At 40.2% G+C, this 19808-nt stretch carries 13 protein-coding genes and 1 riboswitch; all 13 genes read right to left on the reverse strand.

Annotated elements, in window-relative coordinates; all coding sequences use genetic code 11:
• Nucleotides 1–128: 128 nt before the first annotated feature.
• The 13 genes from ACIQZG_RS21030 to ACIQZG_RS21090 all read right to left on the reverse strand — a co-directional run bounded on the left by ACIQZG_RS21030 (nucleotide 129) and on the right by ACIQZG_RS21090 (nucleotide 19807).
• Nucleotides 129–1721 carry a CTP synthase gene (locus tag ACIQZG_RS21030; protein WP_402757541.1) on the reverse strand — a complete coding sequence of 531 codons (1593 nt, stop codon included), beginning with the start codon at nucleotides 1719–1721 and terminating at the stop codon, nucleotides 129–131.
• A 293-nt stretch (nucleotides 1722–2014) separates the two neighbouring features.
• Nucleotides 2015–2554 carry a DNA-directed RNA polymerase subunit delta gene (rpoE, locus tag ACIQZG_RS21035; protein ID WP_402757543.1) on the reverse strand — a complete coding sequence of 180 codons (540 nt, stop codon included), beginning with the start codon at nucleotides 2552–2554 and terminating at the stop codon, nucleotides 2015–2017.
• A gap of 586 nt (nucleotides 2555–3140) precedes the next feature.
• Nucleotides 3141–6389: a fused isobutyryl-CoA mutase/GTPase IcmF gene (icmF, locus tag ACIQZG_RS21040; protein ID WP_402757544.1), complete on the reverse strand. Its 3249-nt coding sequence runs from the start codon at nucleotides 6387–6389 to the stop codon at nucleotides 3141–3143.
• 394 nt (nucleotides 6390–6783) lie between these two features.
• Nucleotides 6784–7416: a TetR/AcrR family transcriptional regulator gene (locus ACIQZG_RS21045; protein WP_402757546.1), complete on the reverse strand. Its 633-nt coding sequence runs from the start codon at nucleotides 7414–7416 to the stop codon at nucleotides 6784–6786.
• 3 nt (nucleotides 7417–7419) lie between these two features.
• Nucleotides 7420–8556: an acyl-CoA dehydrogenase gene (locus ACIQZG_RS21050; protein WP_402757548.1), complete on the reverse strand. Its 1137-nt coding sequence runs from the start codon at nucleotides 8554–8556 to the stop codon at nucleotides 7420–7422.
• Between the two features lie 16 nt (nucleotides 8557–8572).
• Nucleotides 8573–9709 carry an acyl-CoA dehydrogenase gene (locus ACIQZG_RS21055; RefSeq protein ID WP_402757550.1) on the reverse strand — a complete coding sequence of 379 codons (1137 nt, stop codon included), beginning with the start codon at nucleotides 9707–9709 and terminating at the stop codon, nucleotides 8573–8575.
• 132 nt (nucleotides 9710–9841) lie between these two features.
• Nucleotides 9842–10693 carry a 3-hydroxybutyryl-CoA dehydrogenase gene (locus tag ACIQZG_RS21060; protein ID WP_402757552.1) on the reverse strand — a complete coding sequence of 284 codons (852 nt, stop codon included), beginning with the start codon at nucleotides 10691–10693 and terminating at the stop codon, nucleotides 9842–9844.
• Nucleotides 10693–11898: an acetyl-CoA C-acetyltransferase gene (locus ACIQZG_RS21065; protein WP_402757554.1), complete on the reverse strand. Its 1206-nt coding sequence runs from the start codon at nucleotides 11896–11898 to the stop codon at nucleotides 10693–10695. The genes ACIQZG_RS21060 and ACIQZG_RS21065 overlap by 1 nt, the downstream gene beginning before the upstream one ends.
• 228 nt (nucleotides 11899–12126) lie before the next feature.
• Nucleotides 12127–14325, reverse strand: a complete 2199-nt coding sequence (locus ACIQZG_RS21070) for a heterodisulfide reductase-related iron-sulfur binding cluster (protein ID WP_402757556.1) — start codon at nucleotides 14323–14325, stop codon at nucleotides 12127–12129.
• Between the two features lie 220 nt (nucleotides 14326–14545).
• A complete protein-coding gene (locus ACIQZG_RS21075; protein WP_402757558.1) occupies nucleotides 14546–15106 on the reverse strand; it encodes a cob(I)yrinic acid a,c-diamide adenosyltransferase in 561 nt (186 codons plus the stop codon).
• Nucleotides 15107–15118: 12 nt separating this feature from the next.
• Nucleotides 15119–16579: an adenosylcobinamide amidohydrolase gene (locus ACIQZG_RS21080; RefSeq protein ID WP_402757560.1), complete on the reverse strand. Its 1461-nt coding sequence runs from the start codon at nucleotides 16577–16579 to the stop codon at nucleotides 15119–15121.
• Nucleotides 16576–17553: a FecCD family ABC transporter permease gene (locus tag ACIQZG_RS21085; RefSeq protein ID WP_402757590.1), complete on the reverse strand. Its 978-nt coding sequence runs from the start codon at nucleotides 17551–17553 to the stop codon at nucleotides 16576–16578. The genes ACIQZG_RS21080 and ACIQZG_RS21085 overlap by 4 nt, the downstream gene beginning before the upstream one ends.
• Before the next feature lie 321 nt (nucleotides 17554–17874).
• A riboswitch (cobalamin riboswitch) is annotated at nucleotides 17875–18064 on the reverse strand.
• Nucleotides 18065–18139: 75 nt separating this feature from the next.
• A complete protein-coding gene (locus ACIQZG_RS21090) occupies nucleotides 18140–19807 on the reverse strand; it encodes an acyl-CoA dehydrogenase family protein (RefSeq protein WP_402757562.1) in 1668 nt (555 codons plus the stop codon).
• Nucleotide 19808: the final 1 nt, after the last annotated feature.

Genomic DNA, 19808 nt, shown 5'->3' on the forward strand with positions numbered 1-19808 from the left:
TATATTTAGTATAACGAGATTTTTTTGTGAAATGAACAAAAAACCCCGAATAGGGTCACTTTTTAAAGTGTCCACTATTCGGGGTTCAGTTCAGTCTAAAGGAAAGTGAGCTTTTATTATTTCTTAGGTTATTTAAAAGTTGCACCGATGAAGTCACGGAATAATGGTTGTGGACGGTTTGGACGTGACACTAACTCTGGGTGGAATTGACAAGCTACGAAGAAGTTTTTCTCTGGTAGTTCGATAATTTCCGCTAGTTTTCCATCTGGGCTTGTACCTGAGAACACAAGACCTGCAGCTTCCATTGCTTCACGGTATTCATTGTTGAATTCGTAACGGTGACGATGACGTTCATAAACAAGCTCTTTGCCATAAGCTTTGCTCGCTTTTGAACCTTCTTGTAATTTACATGGATATAAACCAAGACGTAATGTACCACCAAGGTCTACACTTTCGTTTTGATCTGGTAAGAAATCAATAATCGGATATTGCGTTGTTGCATCTAGCTCTGTAGAGTGCGCACCTTGTAATCCTAATACATTACGTGCAAATTCCACTGTTGCAAGCTGCATACCAAGGCAGATACCTAAGAATGGTACATCATTTTCACGTGCATATTGCGTTGCAAGAATTTTACCTTCAACACCACGATCACCGAAACCACCTGGCACTAAAATAGCATCTGCATCTTTTAGTAATGAGGCAACATTTTCAGCATCTACATGCTCTGCATTGATCCAGTCAATTTCAATATCTGAGTTAAATGCGTAACCAGCATGCTTTAATGCTTCTACAACAGAAATATAAGCATCTTGCAGCTCTACGTATTTACCAACTAATGCAACTTTACGTTTGTTTGGTAAATTTTTAACTTTCTCTACAAGGTCACGCCATTCTTCCATATCAGCCTCTGGTGCTTCAATGCCGAAGTGATCAAGTACGATATCATCAAAATCTTGTGCGTGTAAGTTAAGTGGTACTTCATATAAGTGCTCTGCGTCACGAGATTCGATAATTTCATGAGGTTGCACATCACAGAATAACGCTAATTTTTCTTTCATTTCTTGTGGTACTTCTTGTTCTGTACGCACAACGATGATGTTTGGCTGAATACCTAAAGCACGTAATTCTTTTACAGAATGTTGTGTTGGTTTCGTTTTTAACTCACCAGCTGCTTTGATGTACGGAATTAGCGTACAGTGTACGTACATTACATTGTGATGGCCAAGGTTTGTTTTCATTTGGCGAATTGCTTCAAGGAATGGTAGCGATTCGATATCCCCTACAGTTCCGCCTACCTCTGTAATAACAACGTCTGCATTTGTTTCACGACCCGCACGTTGAATACGCTCTTTGATTTCATTTGTAATATGAGGAATTACTTGTACAGTTCCGCCATTATAATCACCGCGGCGTTCTTTTTGTAGAACTGTTTGGTACACACGACCAGAAGTCACTGTTGAGTGTTTTCCTAAGTTAATGTCGATGAAACGCTCGTAGTGACCTAAGTCTAAGTCAGCCTCTGCGCCGTCATCTGTTACGAACACCTCACCATGTTGATAAGGACTCATCGTACCTGGGTCAATATTGATATATGGGTCAAATTTTTGAATTGTTACTTCTAGTCCGCGGTTTTTAAGTAAACGCCCTAGAGATGCTGCAACAATACCTTTTCCAAGTGAAGATACAACCCCACCTGTTACGAAAATATACTTAGTCATAAAAAAATCCTCCTTATTAATCTAAAATAGCTTTTAAAAATAAGAAAAGCCGAGAATGTATGCAACTGGCGCATGCAATTCGAAGCTGTAATAGTTTCTATCTCTTTTATACTTTCCCTTTTTAAAAAATAAAAAACGCTCCTCCTGCATAGGTTTGCAGGGGGAGCGTATTAAATACACGGTCAATCTCCTCTTTTAAGGAGCCCAAGTAAAAGATTAAACGGAACTACGTAAGAAGTCAAGATTTTTTACTCCAAACGTAAAAAGAGAAAATTCTAGCTGCATTCGGAAAATTAAATATCTTCCTCTAGTTCATCTTCTTCGTCAAATTCTTCTTCTTCTTCTTCGATGAAGTCTTCATCAATTTCTTCAATTACTTCAATCTCTTCGATTTCCTCGTCATCATCAAAATCGATGTCTACTTTTTCTTCATCTAAGTCTTCTTCTACAAATTCTTCGTAGTCTTCATCAAAGTCGATGTCATCTTCATCTAAATCAAGATCATCTTCATCTAAATCAACGACCTTAGCTTTTTTCTTATGCGTTTTTACAGAAGGAGCTGTTTCTTCTTCAATTTGTTCTACTTTAAACCACTCACGTAAGCCCCATCCATTTTCTTGATTGTATAAAAAGCGGCCATCCACATTCAGGTCAGTATAGAATTGTAGTAAACGTTTTTTTATTTCAGCATCTTTTAATCCTGTTAGTTCCTTAAGTATTGTTAATAAATCATTTAATGGAATCGAAGTGCGTTTTTCTTCTAAAATTGCATGCGTTAAATTAATTAACGACTCTTCAGCTAATTGTTCTTTTGTCATTTCACGAAAATTCAATTCGTGCACGTCCTTTCTCTCATCACATTTAAGATGTTTTAAATTAATTGGTGCATAATTAGAAAATTATATAAAAAGCGCACTTTAAAAAAAGCCGCGCAAAAGTAACCTTCTATACCATAAGCATAATACCCATTATATACAAAGTTTTAACCTCTTTGCTAGCTTCAATTACTCTTTTTTAAATCAATCATTATTTTAATACCTACGTAAAATAAATATATCGACAATAATAGCAAAGGAATTGCGCCAACTTGCTTATTATACAGGAAAACAGCACCCAATACTAAAGCTAAAATGATAATGTAGTGAATAATGGATTTCATCCTCTACTACGCCCCCTTTGTTCAACAGTTCTATTATAGCGAAAATGAAAAAGCAGTGCCTAATCAAATGACTAGACACTGATAAATTATAGAGAACTTCTGTATTAATTAGTTAAAACTGTAATACATAAAGATAGTAATGCCCATCGCCATGGCTCAGGGTTGATTTCCGTTCCAGCTGAGCGCTTTTCGGGGAACCAAAAGTCATCCCCGACTTTTGGTGTTGCAGCAATATACAAAAATGATATTTAAGTTTAGTATTACATGTTACGTCGGAATTGACCGCCTACTTCGTATAAAGCTTTCGTAATTTGTCCTAAACTCGCTACTTTTACAGTCTCCATTAGCTCTTCAAAAATATTGCCATTGTTCACAGCAACTTTTTGCAAACGCTCAAGTGCCGCTTCTATTTCCACATCATGCTGTTGCCAGAAGCTTTGTAAATTACGAATTTGCGTTTCCTTTTCTTCTGTAGACGCACGCGCAATTTCCATGTTATCAATTGCATCAGCTGTTGGTGGGTTTGGATTTAAATAAGTGTTCACACCAATAATCGGTAATTCACCTGAATGCTTCAACATTTCATAATGCATAGATTCCTCTTGAATTTTACCTCGTTGATATTGGGTTTCCATTGCACCTAGAACACCACCGCGGTCATTAATGCGGTCAAATTCTTCAAGTACAGCTTCTTCTATCAGATCTGTTAACTCTTCTACAATAAAAGCACCTTGTAACGGGTTTTCATTTTTCGCCAAGCCATGTTCTTTCGTAATAATCATTTGAATGGCCATTGCCCGACGAACTGATTCTTCCGTTGGTGTAGTAATTGCTTCGTCATAAGCATTAGTATGCAATGAATTACAGTTATCCTGTAGCGCCATTAATGCCTGCAACGTTGTACGAATATCATTAAAATCAATTTCTTGTGCGTGTAAGCTACGACCAGATGTTTGAACATGATATTTTAATTTTTGAGCGCGCTCATTCGCACCGTATTTATCACGCATTACAACTGCCCAAATTCGTCGAGCAACCCGACCGATGACTGTATACTCTGGATCTAGCCCATTGGAGAAGAAGAACGATAAGTTCGGTGCAAAATCATCGATATGCATACCCCTACTCAAATAATACTCAACATAAGTAAAGCCATTTGATAGCGTAAAGGCTAGCTGCGAAATCGGATTCGCACCTGCTTCTGCGATATGATAGCCAGAAATCGATACGGAATAATAATTACGTACTTTTTGGTCGATAAAGTATTGTTGAATATCCCCCATCATGCGGAGTGCAAATTCGGTTGAGAAAATACATGTATTTTGCCCTTGGTCTTCTTTTAAAATATCAGCTTGTACCGTTCCACGTACTACTTGCAATGTTCGTGTTCTCACATCAGTGAACTCTTCTATTGTCAACGTACGACCAAGCTCTTCTTCACGTAATCTCACTTGCTGGTCAATTGCTGTATTCATGAACATCGCTAGAATTATAGGTGCTGGTCCATTAATTGTCATCGACACAGATGTAGATGGCGCACAAAGATCAAAGCCCGCATATAGCTTCTTCATATCATCTAACGTACAAACCGATACCCCAGATTCTCCAATCTTCCCGAAAATATCTGGACGATGATCTGGATCTTCGCCATATAAAGTCACTGAATCGAATGCAGTAGATAATCGCTTTGCATCATCGTCTTTCGATAAATAGTGGAAGCGCTTATTCGTACGCTCAGGCGTCCCTTCACCAGCAAATTGCCTCTTCGGATCTTCACCCTCACGCTTAAACTGGAATACCCCGGCTGTATAAGGGAATTCACCTGGGACATTTTCACGATAAACCCAGCGTAAAATTTCACCATAGTCCACGAACTTCGGCAAGATGACTTTAGGAATTTTCGTACCAGAAAGACTTGTTGTCGTTAAAATCGTACGAATCTCTTTATCACGAACTTTCGTGACAAATTCATCACCGGCATATGCTTCTTTTAATTTTTGCCAATTATCTATTATACGCTTCGATTCCGCAGTTAATTCATCTCTGACACCTTCAGCTAAAGAAGTAAGAGATGCAACAAGTGCATCATCTGCCGCTTTCTCCTTTACAGCTGCAATTGCCCCTTCTAATTGGAATAAACGACGGGCGAATCCCACTTGTTGTTCTGATTTTTTATGATAACCACGTACTGTATCTGTAATTTCACGTAAATAATAGCGACGATCATTTGGAATAATAACATCCTGCTTTTGTGTTTTAGCAAATTGCTCATAACTCGTTTCCCAATTACTACCCGTTTTTTCGTTAATCGTAGCCACTAACGCTGCAAATAAAGCATTTGTCCCTTTATCATTAAACTGGCTAGCAATCGTTCCGTAAACTGGCATACTATCAATTGGTGTATCCCATAACTCACGTGAGCGCTGTAATTGTTTTTGCACTTGGCGAAGTGCGTCCTCAGAGCCTTTACGTTCGAATTTATTGATAGCGATTAAATCAGCAAAATCAATCATATCGATTTTTTCAAGCTGTGTTGGTGCGCCAAATTCACTTGTCATGACATACATAGACAGATCTGTATACTTTGTAATTTCCGCGTCACCCTGACCAATCCCACTCGTTTCTACGATGATTAAATCATAGCCTGCGACACGTACAACATCTAAAACATCGCCAATAGAAGCTGATAACTCCGTCCTTGAGCCACGTGTTGCTAGACTACGCATATACACACGGTTATTGAAAATTGCATTCATACGAATACGATCTCCTAATAATGCTCCACCTGTTTTTTGTTTTGTCGGGTCAACAGAAAGAATTGCCACACGTTTATCCGGAAATTCTTTTAAGAAACGTCTAATCAACTCATCTGTTAACGAAGATTTCCCGGCTCCACCCGTTCCTGTAATACCAAGTATCGGTGTGCCCTTTGAACGTCTACGCGCTTCTGTTAACATCGCTTTCGTTTCTTCATCATTATTAGATTCGGCTGCAGTAATTAAATTTGCTAAAATCTCAGGCGTATCTGTCGTTAAAGCGTCCAGCTTCTCCTCATAGCCACCTGTTGCAGTAGGGAAATCTGTACCTTTAATTTTCTCATTAATCATCCCTTGTAAGCCTAATACACGACCATCTTCTGGTGAGAATATCCCCGCAATACCGTATGCATGTAGCTCTTTAATTTCACGAGGTAAAATAACTCCGCCGCCACCGCCATAAATTTTAATATGTGGTGCCCCTTTTTCACGTAATAAATCATACATATATTTAAAGTATTCCATATGCCCGCCTTGATAGGAAGATAACGCAATACCCTGTGCATCCTCTTGAATTGCTGCATTTACGACTTCCTCAACTGAACGGTTATGCCCTAAATGTATAACCTCCACTCCGCTCGATTGCAAAATACGTCGCATAATATTTACCGATGCATCGTGCCCATCAAAAAGGCTTGATGCTGTAACAAAACGAACATGATTAGTTGGACGATGTACTTCTACCTTTGTCATATGAAATCCCTACTTTCTCCCCAAAATTAGATTCATCATCATAGATTGGTGTTGATTTTTCGTTCCGGCTGTGCGCTTTCCGGGAGCGTCTGATGAGACGCTTCAGGCCAAAATGATATTGGTCACGATGGCGTGTGCTCCTGTCGCTTCGCTTTCGCGCAGATAAATTGTCACAGGACGTGACGTTATTAGCCTTCGCTCCTCTAGATGCTCGCTCCAAGGAGTCGCCCAGCCTCCACTTCAATCAACGAGCATTCTAATATCGTTATGCTCTTTAACCAAATGTCACCCTGACTTTTGATGATTAACTAAAATTAACTTAGTATGAATAAAAAGCCGGTAATTGCAATGTAGCACTATGCAATTACCGGCTTTTCTCCTAGTAATACTTACGTTAAAACCCCTTAATTCCTGAAATGAACAGTGTTGTTTGCATATCAATATACTCTTCGAGCGTATGCTGACGATGAAGCGCCCATTTACGGAACGCCCAACTTTGTCCTTGAACAACTAAATTATTCGCTGCCATATGAATTTGCTTATCAGTCATTGAAATTTCCCCTGTCTGCACACAACGCTTCAGTAAACGTTCTAATACAGCAACAATTTCAAACTCCTTACTAAACACATAGATTTGAGCTTCTTTTGCTAAAGATTTCGTCTCTTGGTACATGATTGTCAATTCATCTAGCATGCCATCCACTTGTAAAAAATACTCACGAATGGCCGCCTTCAGCTCCTCAACCGTACCTTCTTTAATTTCAAAGCTTGCTAAACTCTCCATCGATTGCTTATAAATGCTATCGCAAACGAGATAGAGAACATCTTCTTTCGTGCGAATATATTCATAGAGTGTGCCGATACTGAAACCCGCAGCCTTGGCAATTTCTCTCGTCGTTGCACGATGAAAACCTTTTTCTTTAAACAACTTTATCGCACCTTGAATCATTTGCTCCCGACGAATGGCAATTAGACTTTCATCTTTTACAGTAGACTGAACTTGTGGACCTTTTGTTTTCTCAGTCATAAATTATTTAGTGAGCATACGCGAGATAACAAGACGTTGAATCTCTTGTGTACCTTCGTAAATTTGAGTTATTTTCGCATCACGCATATAGCGCTCTACTGGATAGTCCTTTGTATAACCATAGCCACCAAATACTTGAACAGCTTCTACTGTTACATTCATTGCCGTGTCACCAGCCATTAATTTCGCCATTGCCGATGCTTTACCATATGGTAAGCCATTTGACTCTAACCAAGCTGCTTGATATGTTAGAAGTCTTGAAGCTTCAATCGATGTCGCCATATCCGCTAACTTAAATGATACCCCTTGATTTGCCGCAATTGGTTTACCAAATTGTACACGCTCTTTCGAATACTCAACAGAAGCATCAAGTGCACCTTGTGCAATCCCTACTGCTTGGGCAGCGATACCATTACGTCCACCATCAAGTGTTGTCATTGCGATTTTAAAGCCATCGCCCTCTGCACCCAGTAAGTTTTCCTTAGGTACACGGCAGTTCTCGAAAATAATTTCAGTCGTTGGTGATGAACGGATACCTAATTTCTTTTCCTTCTTCCCAACTGAGAAGCCCTCAAAACCTGCTTCTACGATAAATGCAGATGTACCATTTTTTGCTTCAGGGTCAGTTACTGCAAATACGATATATGTATCTGCCACACCACCGTTTGTGATAAAGATCTTTGAACCATTTAATATATAGTCATCGCCATCACGTTTAGCATATGTTTTCATGCCTCCTGCATCTGAACCTGAACCAGCCTCAGTTAAGCCATAAGCTCCAATATGTTTACCTTCTGCCATTGGGCGAAGATATTTTTGCTTTTGCTCTTCTGTACCGTATTTATATACCGGCCACCCCGCTAATGATGTATGCGCCGATAACGTTACCCCTGTTGAAGCACATACACGTGATAATTCTTCTACTGCTATTACATACGCAAGGTAATCGAAGCCTGCACCACCATACTCTTCTGGCCATGGAATCCCTGTTAAGCCTAACTCAGCCATTTTGTCGAAAATGCCACGATCGAATTCTTCGTGTTCATCACGTGCCTCTGCTGTTGGTGCTACTTCATTAATTGCGAAGTCACGAATCATTTCACGCAATTGTTCATGTTCTTCTGATAATTGAAAATTCATCGGTCATATCCCCTTTTTATTTAAGTAAATGTTTACTAATAACAATTTTTTGGATTTCACTTGTACCTTCATATATTTCAGTTACCTTCGCATCTCGGAAATAACGCTCCACTGGATAATCTTCGGTGTAGCCGTAGCCACCGAAAATTTGGACTGCCTCAATTGCCGTTTGAACCGCAGTACGCGATGCAAACATCTTCGCCATCGATGCTTCTTGCCCACATGGTAAACCTTTAGCACGTAAATCTGCCGCACGGTACACAAGTAGTTTTGCCGCTTCCACAGCTGTTGCCATATCTGCAAGCTTGAAACCAACTCCTTGTTGTAACGCAATAGGCTTCCCAAATTGCACACGCTCTTTTGCATAAGCTGTTGCTGCTTCAAGCGCGGCCTCTGCAATACCTAAAGACTGCGCTGCAATACCAATACGACCTACGTCTAAGTTGGCCATCGCAATTTTAAATCCTTCCCCTTCATGCCCAAGAAGATTTCTCGCTGGCACACGGCAATTATCGAACGTCAATTGCACCGTACGTGAGCCGTGCAAACCCATTTTATTTTCGTCTTTCCCAATAACTAAACCTGGTGTTCCTTTCTCAACAATAAATGCTGACACACCACGCGTTTTGGCCTCTGCATTGGTCGAAGCAAAGACGATATACACATCTGCCTCTCCACCATTTGTGATGAACACCTTCGAACCATTAATCACATAATCATCACCATCTTTTATCGCTTTTGATTGTAATGACCCTGCATCTGACCCTGCACTTGGCTCCGTTAAACAAAATGCTCCTAAAGACTCTCCCGAGGCAAGCTTTGGTACATAGCGTTGTTTTTGTTCGTCATTTCCAAAATAAATGATTGGATTCGTTCCAACTGACGTATGTACCGATAAAATAACACCCATTACTGCACTAACTTTCGATAACTCATTAATAGCAATAATATACGAGGTGAAATCCATCTCAGAGCCGCCTAATTTCTCAGGAGCTGTAATACCCATTAAACCAAGTTCGCCCATTTGCGAAAGTAACTCACGCGGAAACTCCCCAGCTTCCATACGCTCTACCCAAGGTTCAATCTTTTCTTTCGCAAAATCACGCACCATATCACGCATCATGATTTGCTCATCTGAAAACTGTAAATGCATCTATGTCACCCCACTCTGTCAAATCCGTCAAGTCTCTAACTGCATTCAGTAGACGTTTGGACGCCTGCTGAATGCAATACAACATACTCCCATCCAAATAGGATTTACTCAGCCATCGCTTGAAGTTTTAAATTATTCATAAACGAAGAAGCCTCTACCCGACTTCTTCCCAAGCCAGCCTGCTGCCACGTATTTACGTAATAGTGGACATGGACGGTACTTACTATCGCCCAAACCTTCATGTAAAATTTCCATAATCGACAAGCATGTATCTAAGCCAATGAAATCAGCTAATGTTAGTGGCCCCATCGGATGATTCATGCCCAGTTTCATCACGTCATCGATAGCCTCTTTTGACGCAACACCTTCATACAATGCATATACTGCTTCATTAATCATTGGCAGTAAAATTCGGTTCGCGATGAAGCCAGGGAAGTCATTAACTTCCACTGGTGTTTTTGATAATTTCACAGTCATTTCTTCAACTTCTTTGTACACCTCATCGGTTGTTGCCAACCCACGAATAATTTCAACAAGCTTCATCACTGGCACTGGGTTCATAAAGTGCATACCGATTACTTGCTCTGGGCGATTTGTCACTGCAGCAATTTCAGTAATCGGTAGAGAAGATGTATTCGTAGCTAAAATTGCATGGACTGGTGCAATCTTATCTAATTGCTTAAAAATAGACTGCTTAACTTCCATGTTTTCTACAGCCGCTTCAATAATGATATCTACCTCACTAGCATCCTGTAAGTCTAGTGACATCGTAATACGCCCTAAAATAGCGGCTTTTTCATCTTCTGTTTTACGGCCTTTTTCAACGTCACGCGTTAAGTTTTTTGTAATGACACCTAAACCGCGCTCGAAAAATTCCTGCTTCATATCATTGAGTTTGACGTTATAACCGGCCTGTGCACAAACTTGTGCTATACCAGAACCCATTTGTCCAGCACCGATGACCATTACATTTTGAATTCCCATCATGCATTTCCCCCTGTTTTTGGTACTTCAATCATTACAGCATCACCCTGTCCACCGCCTGAGCAAATTGCTGCAATACCAATGCCACCACCACGACGTTTTAGTTCATGGGCAAGTGTTAAAACAATTCGTGCCCCAGATGCCCCAATTGGATGACCTAGTGCTACTGCGCCACCGTTAACGTTTACTTGGTCTGGGTTAAGTTCAGCAAGTTGGCTACTAACTAGTGCAACAGCCGCAAAAGCCTCGTTGATTTCGAAAATATCAATATCCGCTAAAGTTTTCCCAGTCTTTTCTAAAAGCTTATTAATAACTAAACCTGGTGTTTGCGGGAAGTTCTTTGGTTCAACTGCTATTTCCGCATGACTAAGGACAACTGCAAGTACTTCCTTCCCCTCACGCTGCGCTCGCTCTTCACTCATTAACACAAGTGCACATGCGCCATCATTAACACCAGGTGCATTACCTGCCGTAATTGTCCCATCCTTATCAAAGGCTGGCTTTAACTTTGCCAACACTTCCAAAGATGTAGACGCTCGCGGGGCTTCATCTATTTCAATAAGAAGTGGTTCACCTTTTCGTTGAGGTATCTCCACCGGTACAATTTCCTCTGCAAAATAGCCTTTTTCAATCGCCGCTAATGCTCGCTCATGACTTCTCGCAGACCAAGCATCTTGCTCTTCACGACTTAATGAGAATTCCTTGGCAGTCGAGTTACCGTAGCTCCCCATATGTGGTCTTACAGCATCAAAAGCACAAGATAAACCGTCATAAATCATACCGTCAATCATTTTTGTATCGCCCATTCGTAAGCCAGTGCGACCATTTAATAAATAATAAGGTGCATTGGACATAGACTCCATACCACCCGCAACAATTACTTCCTCGTCCCCTAAACGAATTAATTGATCTGCTAGTGTTACAGCACGCATACCAGAAGCACAAACTTTGTTAATCGTTTCAGTCTTTATATCCACCGGTAAACCTGCTTTAATAGCCGCCTGTCTTGATGGAATTTGTCCCTGACCAGCCTGCAATACTGAGCCTAAAATCACTTCATCAACTGATTCTGGAGTAACTCTTGCTTTTTCAAGCGCTCCTTTAACAGCAACTGCTCCAAGATCGCTAGCACTTAACGAACTTAGGCTCCCATTAAATTTTCCAAAGGCTGTTCGTGCCCCCGCTAAAATCACTGCTCTATTCAAGTAAAACACCCCTTTTGTTTTACACTTGTCGACAAGCATTCGACGAAAATCCCTAACGACTGAACGCTCGCTCAACAGTTTTCAATGAAAAATGGGAGTCATTGAATAAACTCCCATTTCTACTTAGTTATATTTTACAAAATATCTTTTTGTTATGCAATTTAAATTTTTCAGAAAATAATAATATTACTCCAATAACTATTAAATTCCTTCGTTTAAATCGACTTTTCAGTTCTTTTCAGCACCTTCAACAGACGCAACAACCTCTTGGATTGACTCCTCTTCTGGCACTTCCTCAACGGCTTTCACTTTTTCACCAAACACTGAACGCTCTAATAATTCTGCTACATCGAACGTGCTAACTGTATCTTCCACCTCTTTTGCCTTTGTACCATCTTCAAGCATCGTCAAGCAATATGGACAACCTGAAGAAATTACCGATGCATTTGTTTCTAGTGCTTGCTCTGTACGTGCAACGTTAATGCGGTTTCCAACATGCTCTTCCATCCACATTAAACCACCACCAGCACCGCAGCACATTGCTGATTCGCGGTTTCGTTCCATTTCAACAAGCTTCACACCCGGAATACCTCGTAAAATTTCACGCGGTGCATCGTACACATCATTGTAACGGCCTAAGTAACAAGAATCATGGAAGACAATTGTTTCATCAACCTCATAATTCATTACTAAACGATTTTCTTCAATCAGTTTATTTAAAACTTCCGTATGATGATATACTTCACCTTTCCAACCGAAGTCTTGGTATTCGTTTTTGAAAATATTATAGGCATGTGGGTCAATTGTGACGATTTTCTTCACATCATTTTTCTCAAACTCATCGATATTCGCTGTTGCAAGCTCCTGGAATAAGAACTCATTTCCAAGACGACGTGGTGTATCTCCTGAGTTCTTCTCTTTGTTACCTAAAATTGCGAATTTCACGCCAGCTTCATTTAATAATCGGCAAAACGCAAGCGTAATTTTTTGTGAACGGTTATCAAACGCACCCATCGAACCTACCCATAGTAGGTATTCCATTTCTTCGCCTGATTTTTTTAGCTCTTTCACTGTTGGAATATTAATTGTTGGATCAAGATCACGCCAATTTTCTTTTTCTTTACGATTCAAGCCCCATGGATTTCCTTGTCGTTCGATGTTTGTCATCGCACGCTGTGCATCCGGGTTTACTTTTCCTTCAGTCATCGTTAAGTAACGACGAAGGTCAATAATTTTATCAACATGCTCATTCATTACTGGACACTGATCTTCACAGTTACGGCAAGTAGTACATGCCCAAATCTCTTCTTCTGTAATTACATCACCGATTAATGATGGGCTGTAAATATCTTCAATCACTGCGCCTTCAGCACCTGCTGCCATTGCAAGCTGATTACCCTTTGTATTTGTGAACATTTGATATGGCACCCACGGTTTTTGTCTTGTTACAACTGCACCTGTGAATGTCAGATGGTCACGTAATTTCACGATTAAGTCCATCGGTGATAGCATTTTCCCTGTTCCTGTTGCTGGACACATATTCGTACAGCGACCACATTCTACACAGGAATATAAATCAAGCATTTGCTTTTGTGTAAAGTCCTGAATACGACCAACACCAATTGATGGGATATCATCTTCGCTTTCTGCATTTTCGCCCGCTTCTTCTAGCGCCTCGAAGTCGATCGGTGTTAATGTTCCAACACGATCTAATCGGTTCATGTAGACGTTAAGCATACTTGTGATTAAATGGAAATGCTTTGATTGTGGTACATATACTAAGAACGTTAATAAGATAAGTAAATGCGCCCACCACATAGCGTAAAACACACCTGCTGCTACAGATTCAGGTAAGAAACCAAAGATGGCTGCAATGCCTGATGCTACAGGCTCTGTATACGTTAAGCCCTCGCCATGCCAGATTAAGCCCATACCATTTGCAAATAATGTTGAAACCATTAATCCCCCAATGAAAATCAACACAAGGCCATTTTTCCAACCACGTTTTAAACGAACAAGCTTCTCTACATAACGGCGATAAAACGCCCACACTACAGCGATTAAAATCATTAACACCACTAGCTCTTGTGTAAATGTGAACACTCCATAGAAAACACCAAGTGGTAAATGTGACTCAGGCGCTAAGCCCTTCCAAATCAAATCAATAGCACCTAATTGCACCATCAAGAAGCCGTAGAAAAACATCACATGGATTAAACCACTTTTCGCATCTTTTAGTAGTTTATTTTGACCAAGGACATTGACCATTAAATAACGAATTCGCTCACTAATACTTTCATCGAATTCAACCTTTTTCCCTAGTTGTACATACTTGTATCGTGTTTTCAACAAGTAGATGAATAATCCAGCTGCATATAATACAACAACAACTGTCAACACAATGTTTGCAATTAATAATGGACTCATATTTAGTCCCCCCTTTAGAATCTTATGAACCCCACTTTGTAGTAAATTTGCTAGTTCATACGTAAATGTATGGCATTTTACCATTATATTCACATTCTAATAATGAATGAGCATTCAGTCAACATAAAAATATAAATTTTTCTGATAATTTATTATTATACATTTCAGCTATAAAAAACTACCCTTAAAAAATTTTAATTTTTTAGGGTAGTTTTTTAATTTATTTAAAGACCTTTGCACTTCGAACATACTCTACATCTGAAACTTTTAAACGTGCATTGACTACACGTGCTGCAGCAAATAAATAATCAGATAAACGGTTTAAATATTTCTGCACAACCGCTGGTACATCTTCAATCTCTTTCATTAGCGTTACCATTTGGCGCTCTGCTCGACGCGCTACAGTACGTGCAATGTGTAAAGTAGCTGCTGCTGGTGCGCCTCCTGGTAAAATGAAACGTTCTAACGGTGGTGCTTCTTCCGTTAGCACATCAATACGAGCCTCCATTGCTTCAATCGGCGCTTCCGTCAATTTATAATGACGCTCTTTCATCACATTCGCTAAATCACCACCACCATCGAAAAGCTCATGCTGAATCGTTTCTAAATCACCTAAAATATCTTTAAATAATTCACGATCTAACTCGCTCATCGCTTTGCCGATAAAGGAATTTAGCTCATCAATTGTTCCGTATGTTTCAACGCGCAAGTTATCTTTATCTACGCGACCACCAATAATGCTCGTTTTCCCCTTATCGCCTGTTTTCGTGTAAAGTTTCATCCTTCTCATCTCCTAAGCTTTTGTTTTATAGTTTTGAATGGCTTGCACTGTCGTTTCAAAAACGCCTTTACCAATAATTTTGCCGACTGCTGTTATTGGGCCACCATAAATCATTTCTTCCCCGTTTTGTGTTGCTGCTATGAGCAGACTATCAGTTGCAGTACCTGTCGCAATGGTATTCGTTCGATTATCACGAATATCTTCCGATTGCAATGCCTTTGTCTTCGCTTCGTTGGCAGTCATCATTGCTTGGAAAAATGCTTCTTCTGATAGACAACCATTAATAATAACCCATGTGTTAATTGTTCCAACGTACGGCTGATCAAGTCGTTCATGTGTACGAGATACGTCTACAGCGTTGCCCACACCAGCAGTCACCATGACAAACACACTGCCAAAATCGGTTTTATATTCGTTCAAAGCGACAAGACTTGTTGAAACAGCTGTCAGCATCACTACTGTTCCCGTTGAAGAAAAATGCTTCCTTTGTAAAAACTCAGCTACTTCCTGCTTTACATCATTAATAATGTAATCACCTGGCACTGACCGATTTAAAAAGCACTCATACCAACCTATACCCGGGTTATGAACAGCTGAAGATACTGTTTTAAGCGGAATCTCTGACTTCATCTGTATAAATCCGTCTACTACTGAGAAATTATCATCCGTAATAATTGCTCGATGTTGATCCTTAGTCGCTGCAGGCATCATCGTAATTTGCGGTTTTGGAATTTCCGGATGTGCATACGTCGTTACTCTCGCATGGTAGACTTCCTCAATTTGCGAAGCAATTAACACTTCATGTGGCGCACCAATCGCTCGCATTTGTCCGTTCTCCATTAATAATAACTCATCACAGTACAGTGACGCCAAGTTCATATCATGCAATACCATAACTACTGTTAATCCACATTCAACTGCTTCTTTACGTACCATATCTAAAATTTGTCGTTGATGAGCAATATCTAAATGGTTTGTCGGCTCATCCAATAATAAAACTTCTGCTGTTTGGGCTAATGCTTGCGCCACAAAAACACGTTGCTGTTCACCACCCGATAAAAATTCCATCGGCGTATCCTCATAGCGCATTACACCCGTTTGCACCATTGCATGTTGTACGGCTTGCTCATCTTTGTCTGACCAGCTCGAGAAAAAACCAGTTTGATGTGGATATCTACCAAGTGAAACTGCCTCACGCACCGTATTCGAAAAAGCATTTGCATGAAGTTGGGGCAGTACCGCCATTTTCTTCGCTAATGAACGTGCATTATAAGATTTTATATTTTTTCCATCTAATAAAATCGAGCCACTAGCTGCAGGCAAAATACCACTCATCACTTTTAGCAAAGTCGATTTCCCACTTCCATTGGGACCTAAAATACCAAGCACTCTACCCTTTTCAACGGTAAAACTTACATCTTTAACAATGGGTACGCCACCATAACCTCCTGATAGCTGTTCAACCTTAATCATGCACGTACCCCCTTACTTCTTCTTTGTTTATAGAAAATGTATGAGAAGACGGGTGCTCCGATAAATGCGGTAATGACACCAATTGGAAGCTCACGTGGCATAATAATAGTACGTGCTACTAAATCACAAATAATTAGTAACGTTGCACCATTTAAAAACGATAAAGGTAATAAATGACGATGATCTGAACCCCAAATCATACGCGTCATGTGTGGAACCACGAGTCCGACAAAGCCGATTGTACCTGATACCGCAACAGCTGCACCTGTTAACATTGAGCCACCTGCTAATATTAGATACTTACTTCGTTTCACATTCACACCTAAATGTTTTGCTCGCTCTTCACCATACAATAACGCATTTAATTCTCGCCTTTGCGTCCATAGCATAACTGAGCCAATCACAACAAACGGCGCAATCATTTGCACATACGGCCAGCCTCGCATGGACACAGATCCAAGCAACCAGCCAATAATTTGGCGTAATTCTTCACCCGTTAACGCGACCATTAACGAAATTAGTGAGCCTAGAAACGAACTAAAAATAACCCCAGTTAAAATAAGCGTCTCCATTTTCAGCGAACGATCGATAAGCCTTGCAAAGCTCATAACAGCTACCATCGTAACGACCGCACCAATCATACTGAACGTCGGTAACGTGTAAATACCCACAACTGGAATGGAAAGTCCGAAAAATAGCGTCATGACTGCTCCCACCGATGCGCCTGAAGAAACCCCTAATGTATAAGGATCAGCAAGTGGATTTTTTAATAGCCCTTGGAATGCCGCCCCTGCAATCGCAAGTGATGCACCGACAAGCCCTGCTAGAACCACACGCGGCATACGAATCTTCCATAGAATATTCGCTGCTGTTTCATCTGCAGCCTTATTCCATAGCACCTCTAATGGAATGTTGGCTGAACCTATTGATACACCACACCATATGCTGACGATTAAGAGTGTAATCGTCAGCATATAGGCAAAGAATGTTTTACTCACTCGAATTCCCCATCCAATTGTGCATTAGTCTGCTCATTTGTTGTCGCTTCTTTCATATTATATGCGGTCAATTCTATTTCCCTATAATTGTCCAATACTGAATCCTCCTAGAATATGCATTTATTGCCCTATTTCCGTGGTTTGTCGATGGACTTTAATATTGATCGCCCACATTTTCAAATTTATCGACATCCACCTTACAAAACATAAAAAAGCCCTCATCAGAAAACAACGAGGGGCGATGCTTGCACGATATTACGGTCGCAAAAAATCACCACCCTATCCTCGTAGGCTGTTACGTGTTGATCTATAAAGGCAGGTCTCCTGGCTCGTGCTACAAACGCTTTTTCATGCCTTCCCGAAAAATTTTCAGTGGCATCGGTTGAAAAAACTCACACTTACAGTGGCGGGACCGCACCGGAATTACACCGATTTCCCTTTTCACTTTATCCTTGGCAGATAAAGAACCTTTATCATTTTATTCAATCTTTTCTTATTATACATGAAAATAGAATTATACAACGATAAAAAAATAGGGACTCTACAACAGAGCCCCCATACACTAAACAATATATGCAAAATATTGGACAGTTTTCATTGGCCCGCCCAATTCACGTAACTCCCAGGTATCCTCTAAATAGATATCTGCTAACTTTTCATACTTACCGCCATACCTTACTGCCCATTCAACCGCTACTACACTTTCATAAAGATGCGCCATTTTTTGTGCAACTTGTTTAGCTTCAAATGTTTTCATTGCATCATCAAGTTTACTAAATTTGTTCAATTGAACAGTCAGTTTCTCAAGTTGACTATGAACTATTTCAACTAATTGATTCGTTTCAAGCTTTTCTAGGCGTTTCAACATCGTATTGATAAACACCTCATGCGCATTAAATTTATCTACTAGACGAATTAACTCTAACGCTAAAATATTCGCCGTTCCTTCCCAAACCGTTAGCACTTGAGCATCTCGCAATAAACGAGGTGTAACAAAATCCTCAATATAGCCATTCCCGCCATGTAACTCAATAGCTTCACTTGCATAATGCACCGCTTGCTCTGCGGTTTCTTTTTTCATAATGGCAATATTCAAACGATTCATGATCACATCTTGTTCGCATCCTTTGCCACTTGTCACAGTATCGTACAATTGAATCAAATCAAACACTGTAGCAACTTCTACGTGTAACTTCGCCGCAAACTTCCCTAATGAATCCTGAACCATTGGATATTGTATTAAAGGCTGACCAAACGCATGGCGATTCGTTACATAATGCTTCGCTTCCAAAAAACCTCGACGCATAATCCCAATCGACGCAACTGCATTACAAATACGCGATAAATTTAGCGCCTCCAGCATATAATAAATACCTTTATTCGGCTCGCCAACTATATAAGCAATTGCTCCATCGAACTCAACCTCACCTGATGGTACTGCTTTAACGCCTAGTTTATCCTTTAAACGGCGAATGCGTAAATGATTAACTGCGCCATCCTCACTACGCCAAGGTACCGCAAATAAAGTTAAACCTTTCGATCCTTTTGGAGCATCTTCCATGCGTGCTAATACCATTGCTACTCCACACATACCAGCATTGGAAGCAAAATACTTTTCGCCATATAAACGATAACTTCCACCGTCCTGCACAGCTTTCACCACATTTGCACCGACATCAGACCCTCCCTGCCGCTCCGTTAAAAACGTCGCACCCTCATAAAGTTCTGTATCACCAGTTGCACATACATGCGATAAAAATCGTTCTTTCACCTCATCATTCGCATAATGATCGAGTAAATAAGCTGTTGCCATCGTTAATGTTACAGGACAATAAAATCCAGGCTCTGCATGTGACAACAAATAACCTTGTGCAAAGCTATACACATAATTCCCTTTTCTACCTAGCTGCGGAATATCCTTATGCACATAACCAACAATTCCTGTATTGTATGTTTCTTCAATCGTTTTTTTATACCCCTCATTCACCCAAACCTCTGACACTTCTTCGCCATACTGGTCATAACGTTGTAAACGAGGCTCACCCTCACGATCTGTATGCTTGGCTCGCACATCAATATCACCTGCACAAAGTTCACCAAAATCCGTTAATTCACGCTTTGCATATGTTAAAAACTCTTCATCTAGCATCGTTTCTAATAGTTTATGCAATGTCTCATCATTCGTAAAAAAATTAGTTGTTCGTGCTACTTCCTGCTGTAATACTTTCATG

The organism is Lysinibacillus sp. NPDC096418 (assembly GCF_044762775.1).
In the GTDB taxonomy this organism is placed as follows: Bacteria; Bacillota; Bacilli; order Bacillales_A; family Planococcaceae; genus Lysinibacillus.

Bases quoted from the DNA above. Each gene is read 5' to 3' on its own strand.
- ACIQZG_RS21045 (WP_402757546.1), bottom strand. From the start codon at position 7,416: ATGACTGAGAAAACAAAAGGTCCACAAGTTCAGTCTACTGTAAAAGAT.
- ACIQZG_RS21085 (WP_402757590.1), bottom strand. From the start codon at position 17,553: ATGCTGACGATTACACTCTTAATCGTCAGCATATGGTGTGGTGTATCA.
- ACIQZG_RS21070 (WP_402757556.1), bottom strand. From the start codon at position 14,325: ATGAGTCCATTATTAATTGCAAACATTGTGTTGACAGTTGTTGTTGTA.
- ACIQZG_RS21060 (WP_402757552.1), bottom strand. From the start codon at position 10,693: ATGGGAATTCAAAATGTAATGGTCATCGGTGCTGGACAAATGGGTTCT.
- ACIQZG_RS21055 (WP_402757550.1), bottom strand. From the start codon at position 9,709: ATGCATTTACAGTTTTCAGATGAGCAAATCATGATGCGTGATATGGTG.
- ACIQZG_RS21080 (WP_402757560.1), bottom strand. From the start codon at position 16,579: ATGATTAAGGTTGAACAGCTATCAGGAGGTTATGGTGGCGTACCCATT.
- ACIQZG_RS21090 (WP_402757562.1), bottom strand. From the start codon at position 19,807: ATGAAAGTATTACAGCAGGAAGTAGCACGAACAACTAATTTTTTTACG.
- ACIQZG_RS21075 (WP_402757558.1), bottom strand. From the start codon at position 15,106: ATGAAACTTTACACGAAAACAGGCGATAAGGGGAAAACGAGCATTATT.
- ACIQZG_RS21050 (WP_402757548.1), bottom strand. From the start codon at position 8,556: ATGAATTTTCAATTATCAGAAGAACATGAACAATTGCGTGAAATGATT.
- ACIQZG_RS21030 (WP_402757541.1), bottom strand. From the start codon at position 1,721: ATGACTAAGTATATTTTCGTAACAGGTGGGGTTGTATCTTCACTTGGA.
- icmF (WP_402757544.1), bottom strand. From the start codon at position 6,389: ATGACAAAGGTAGAAGTACATCGTCCAACTAATCATGTTCGTTTTGTT.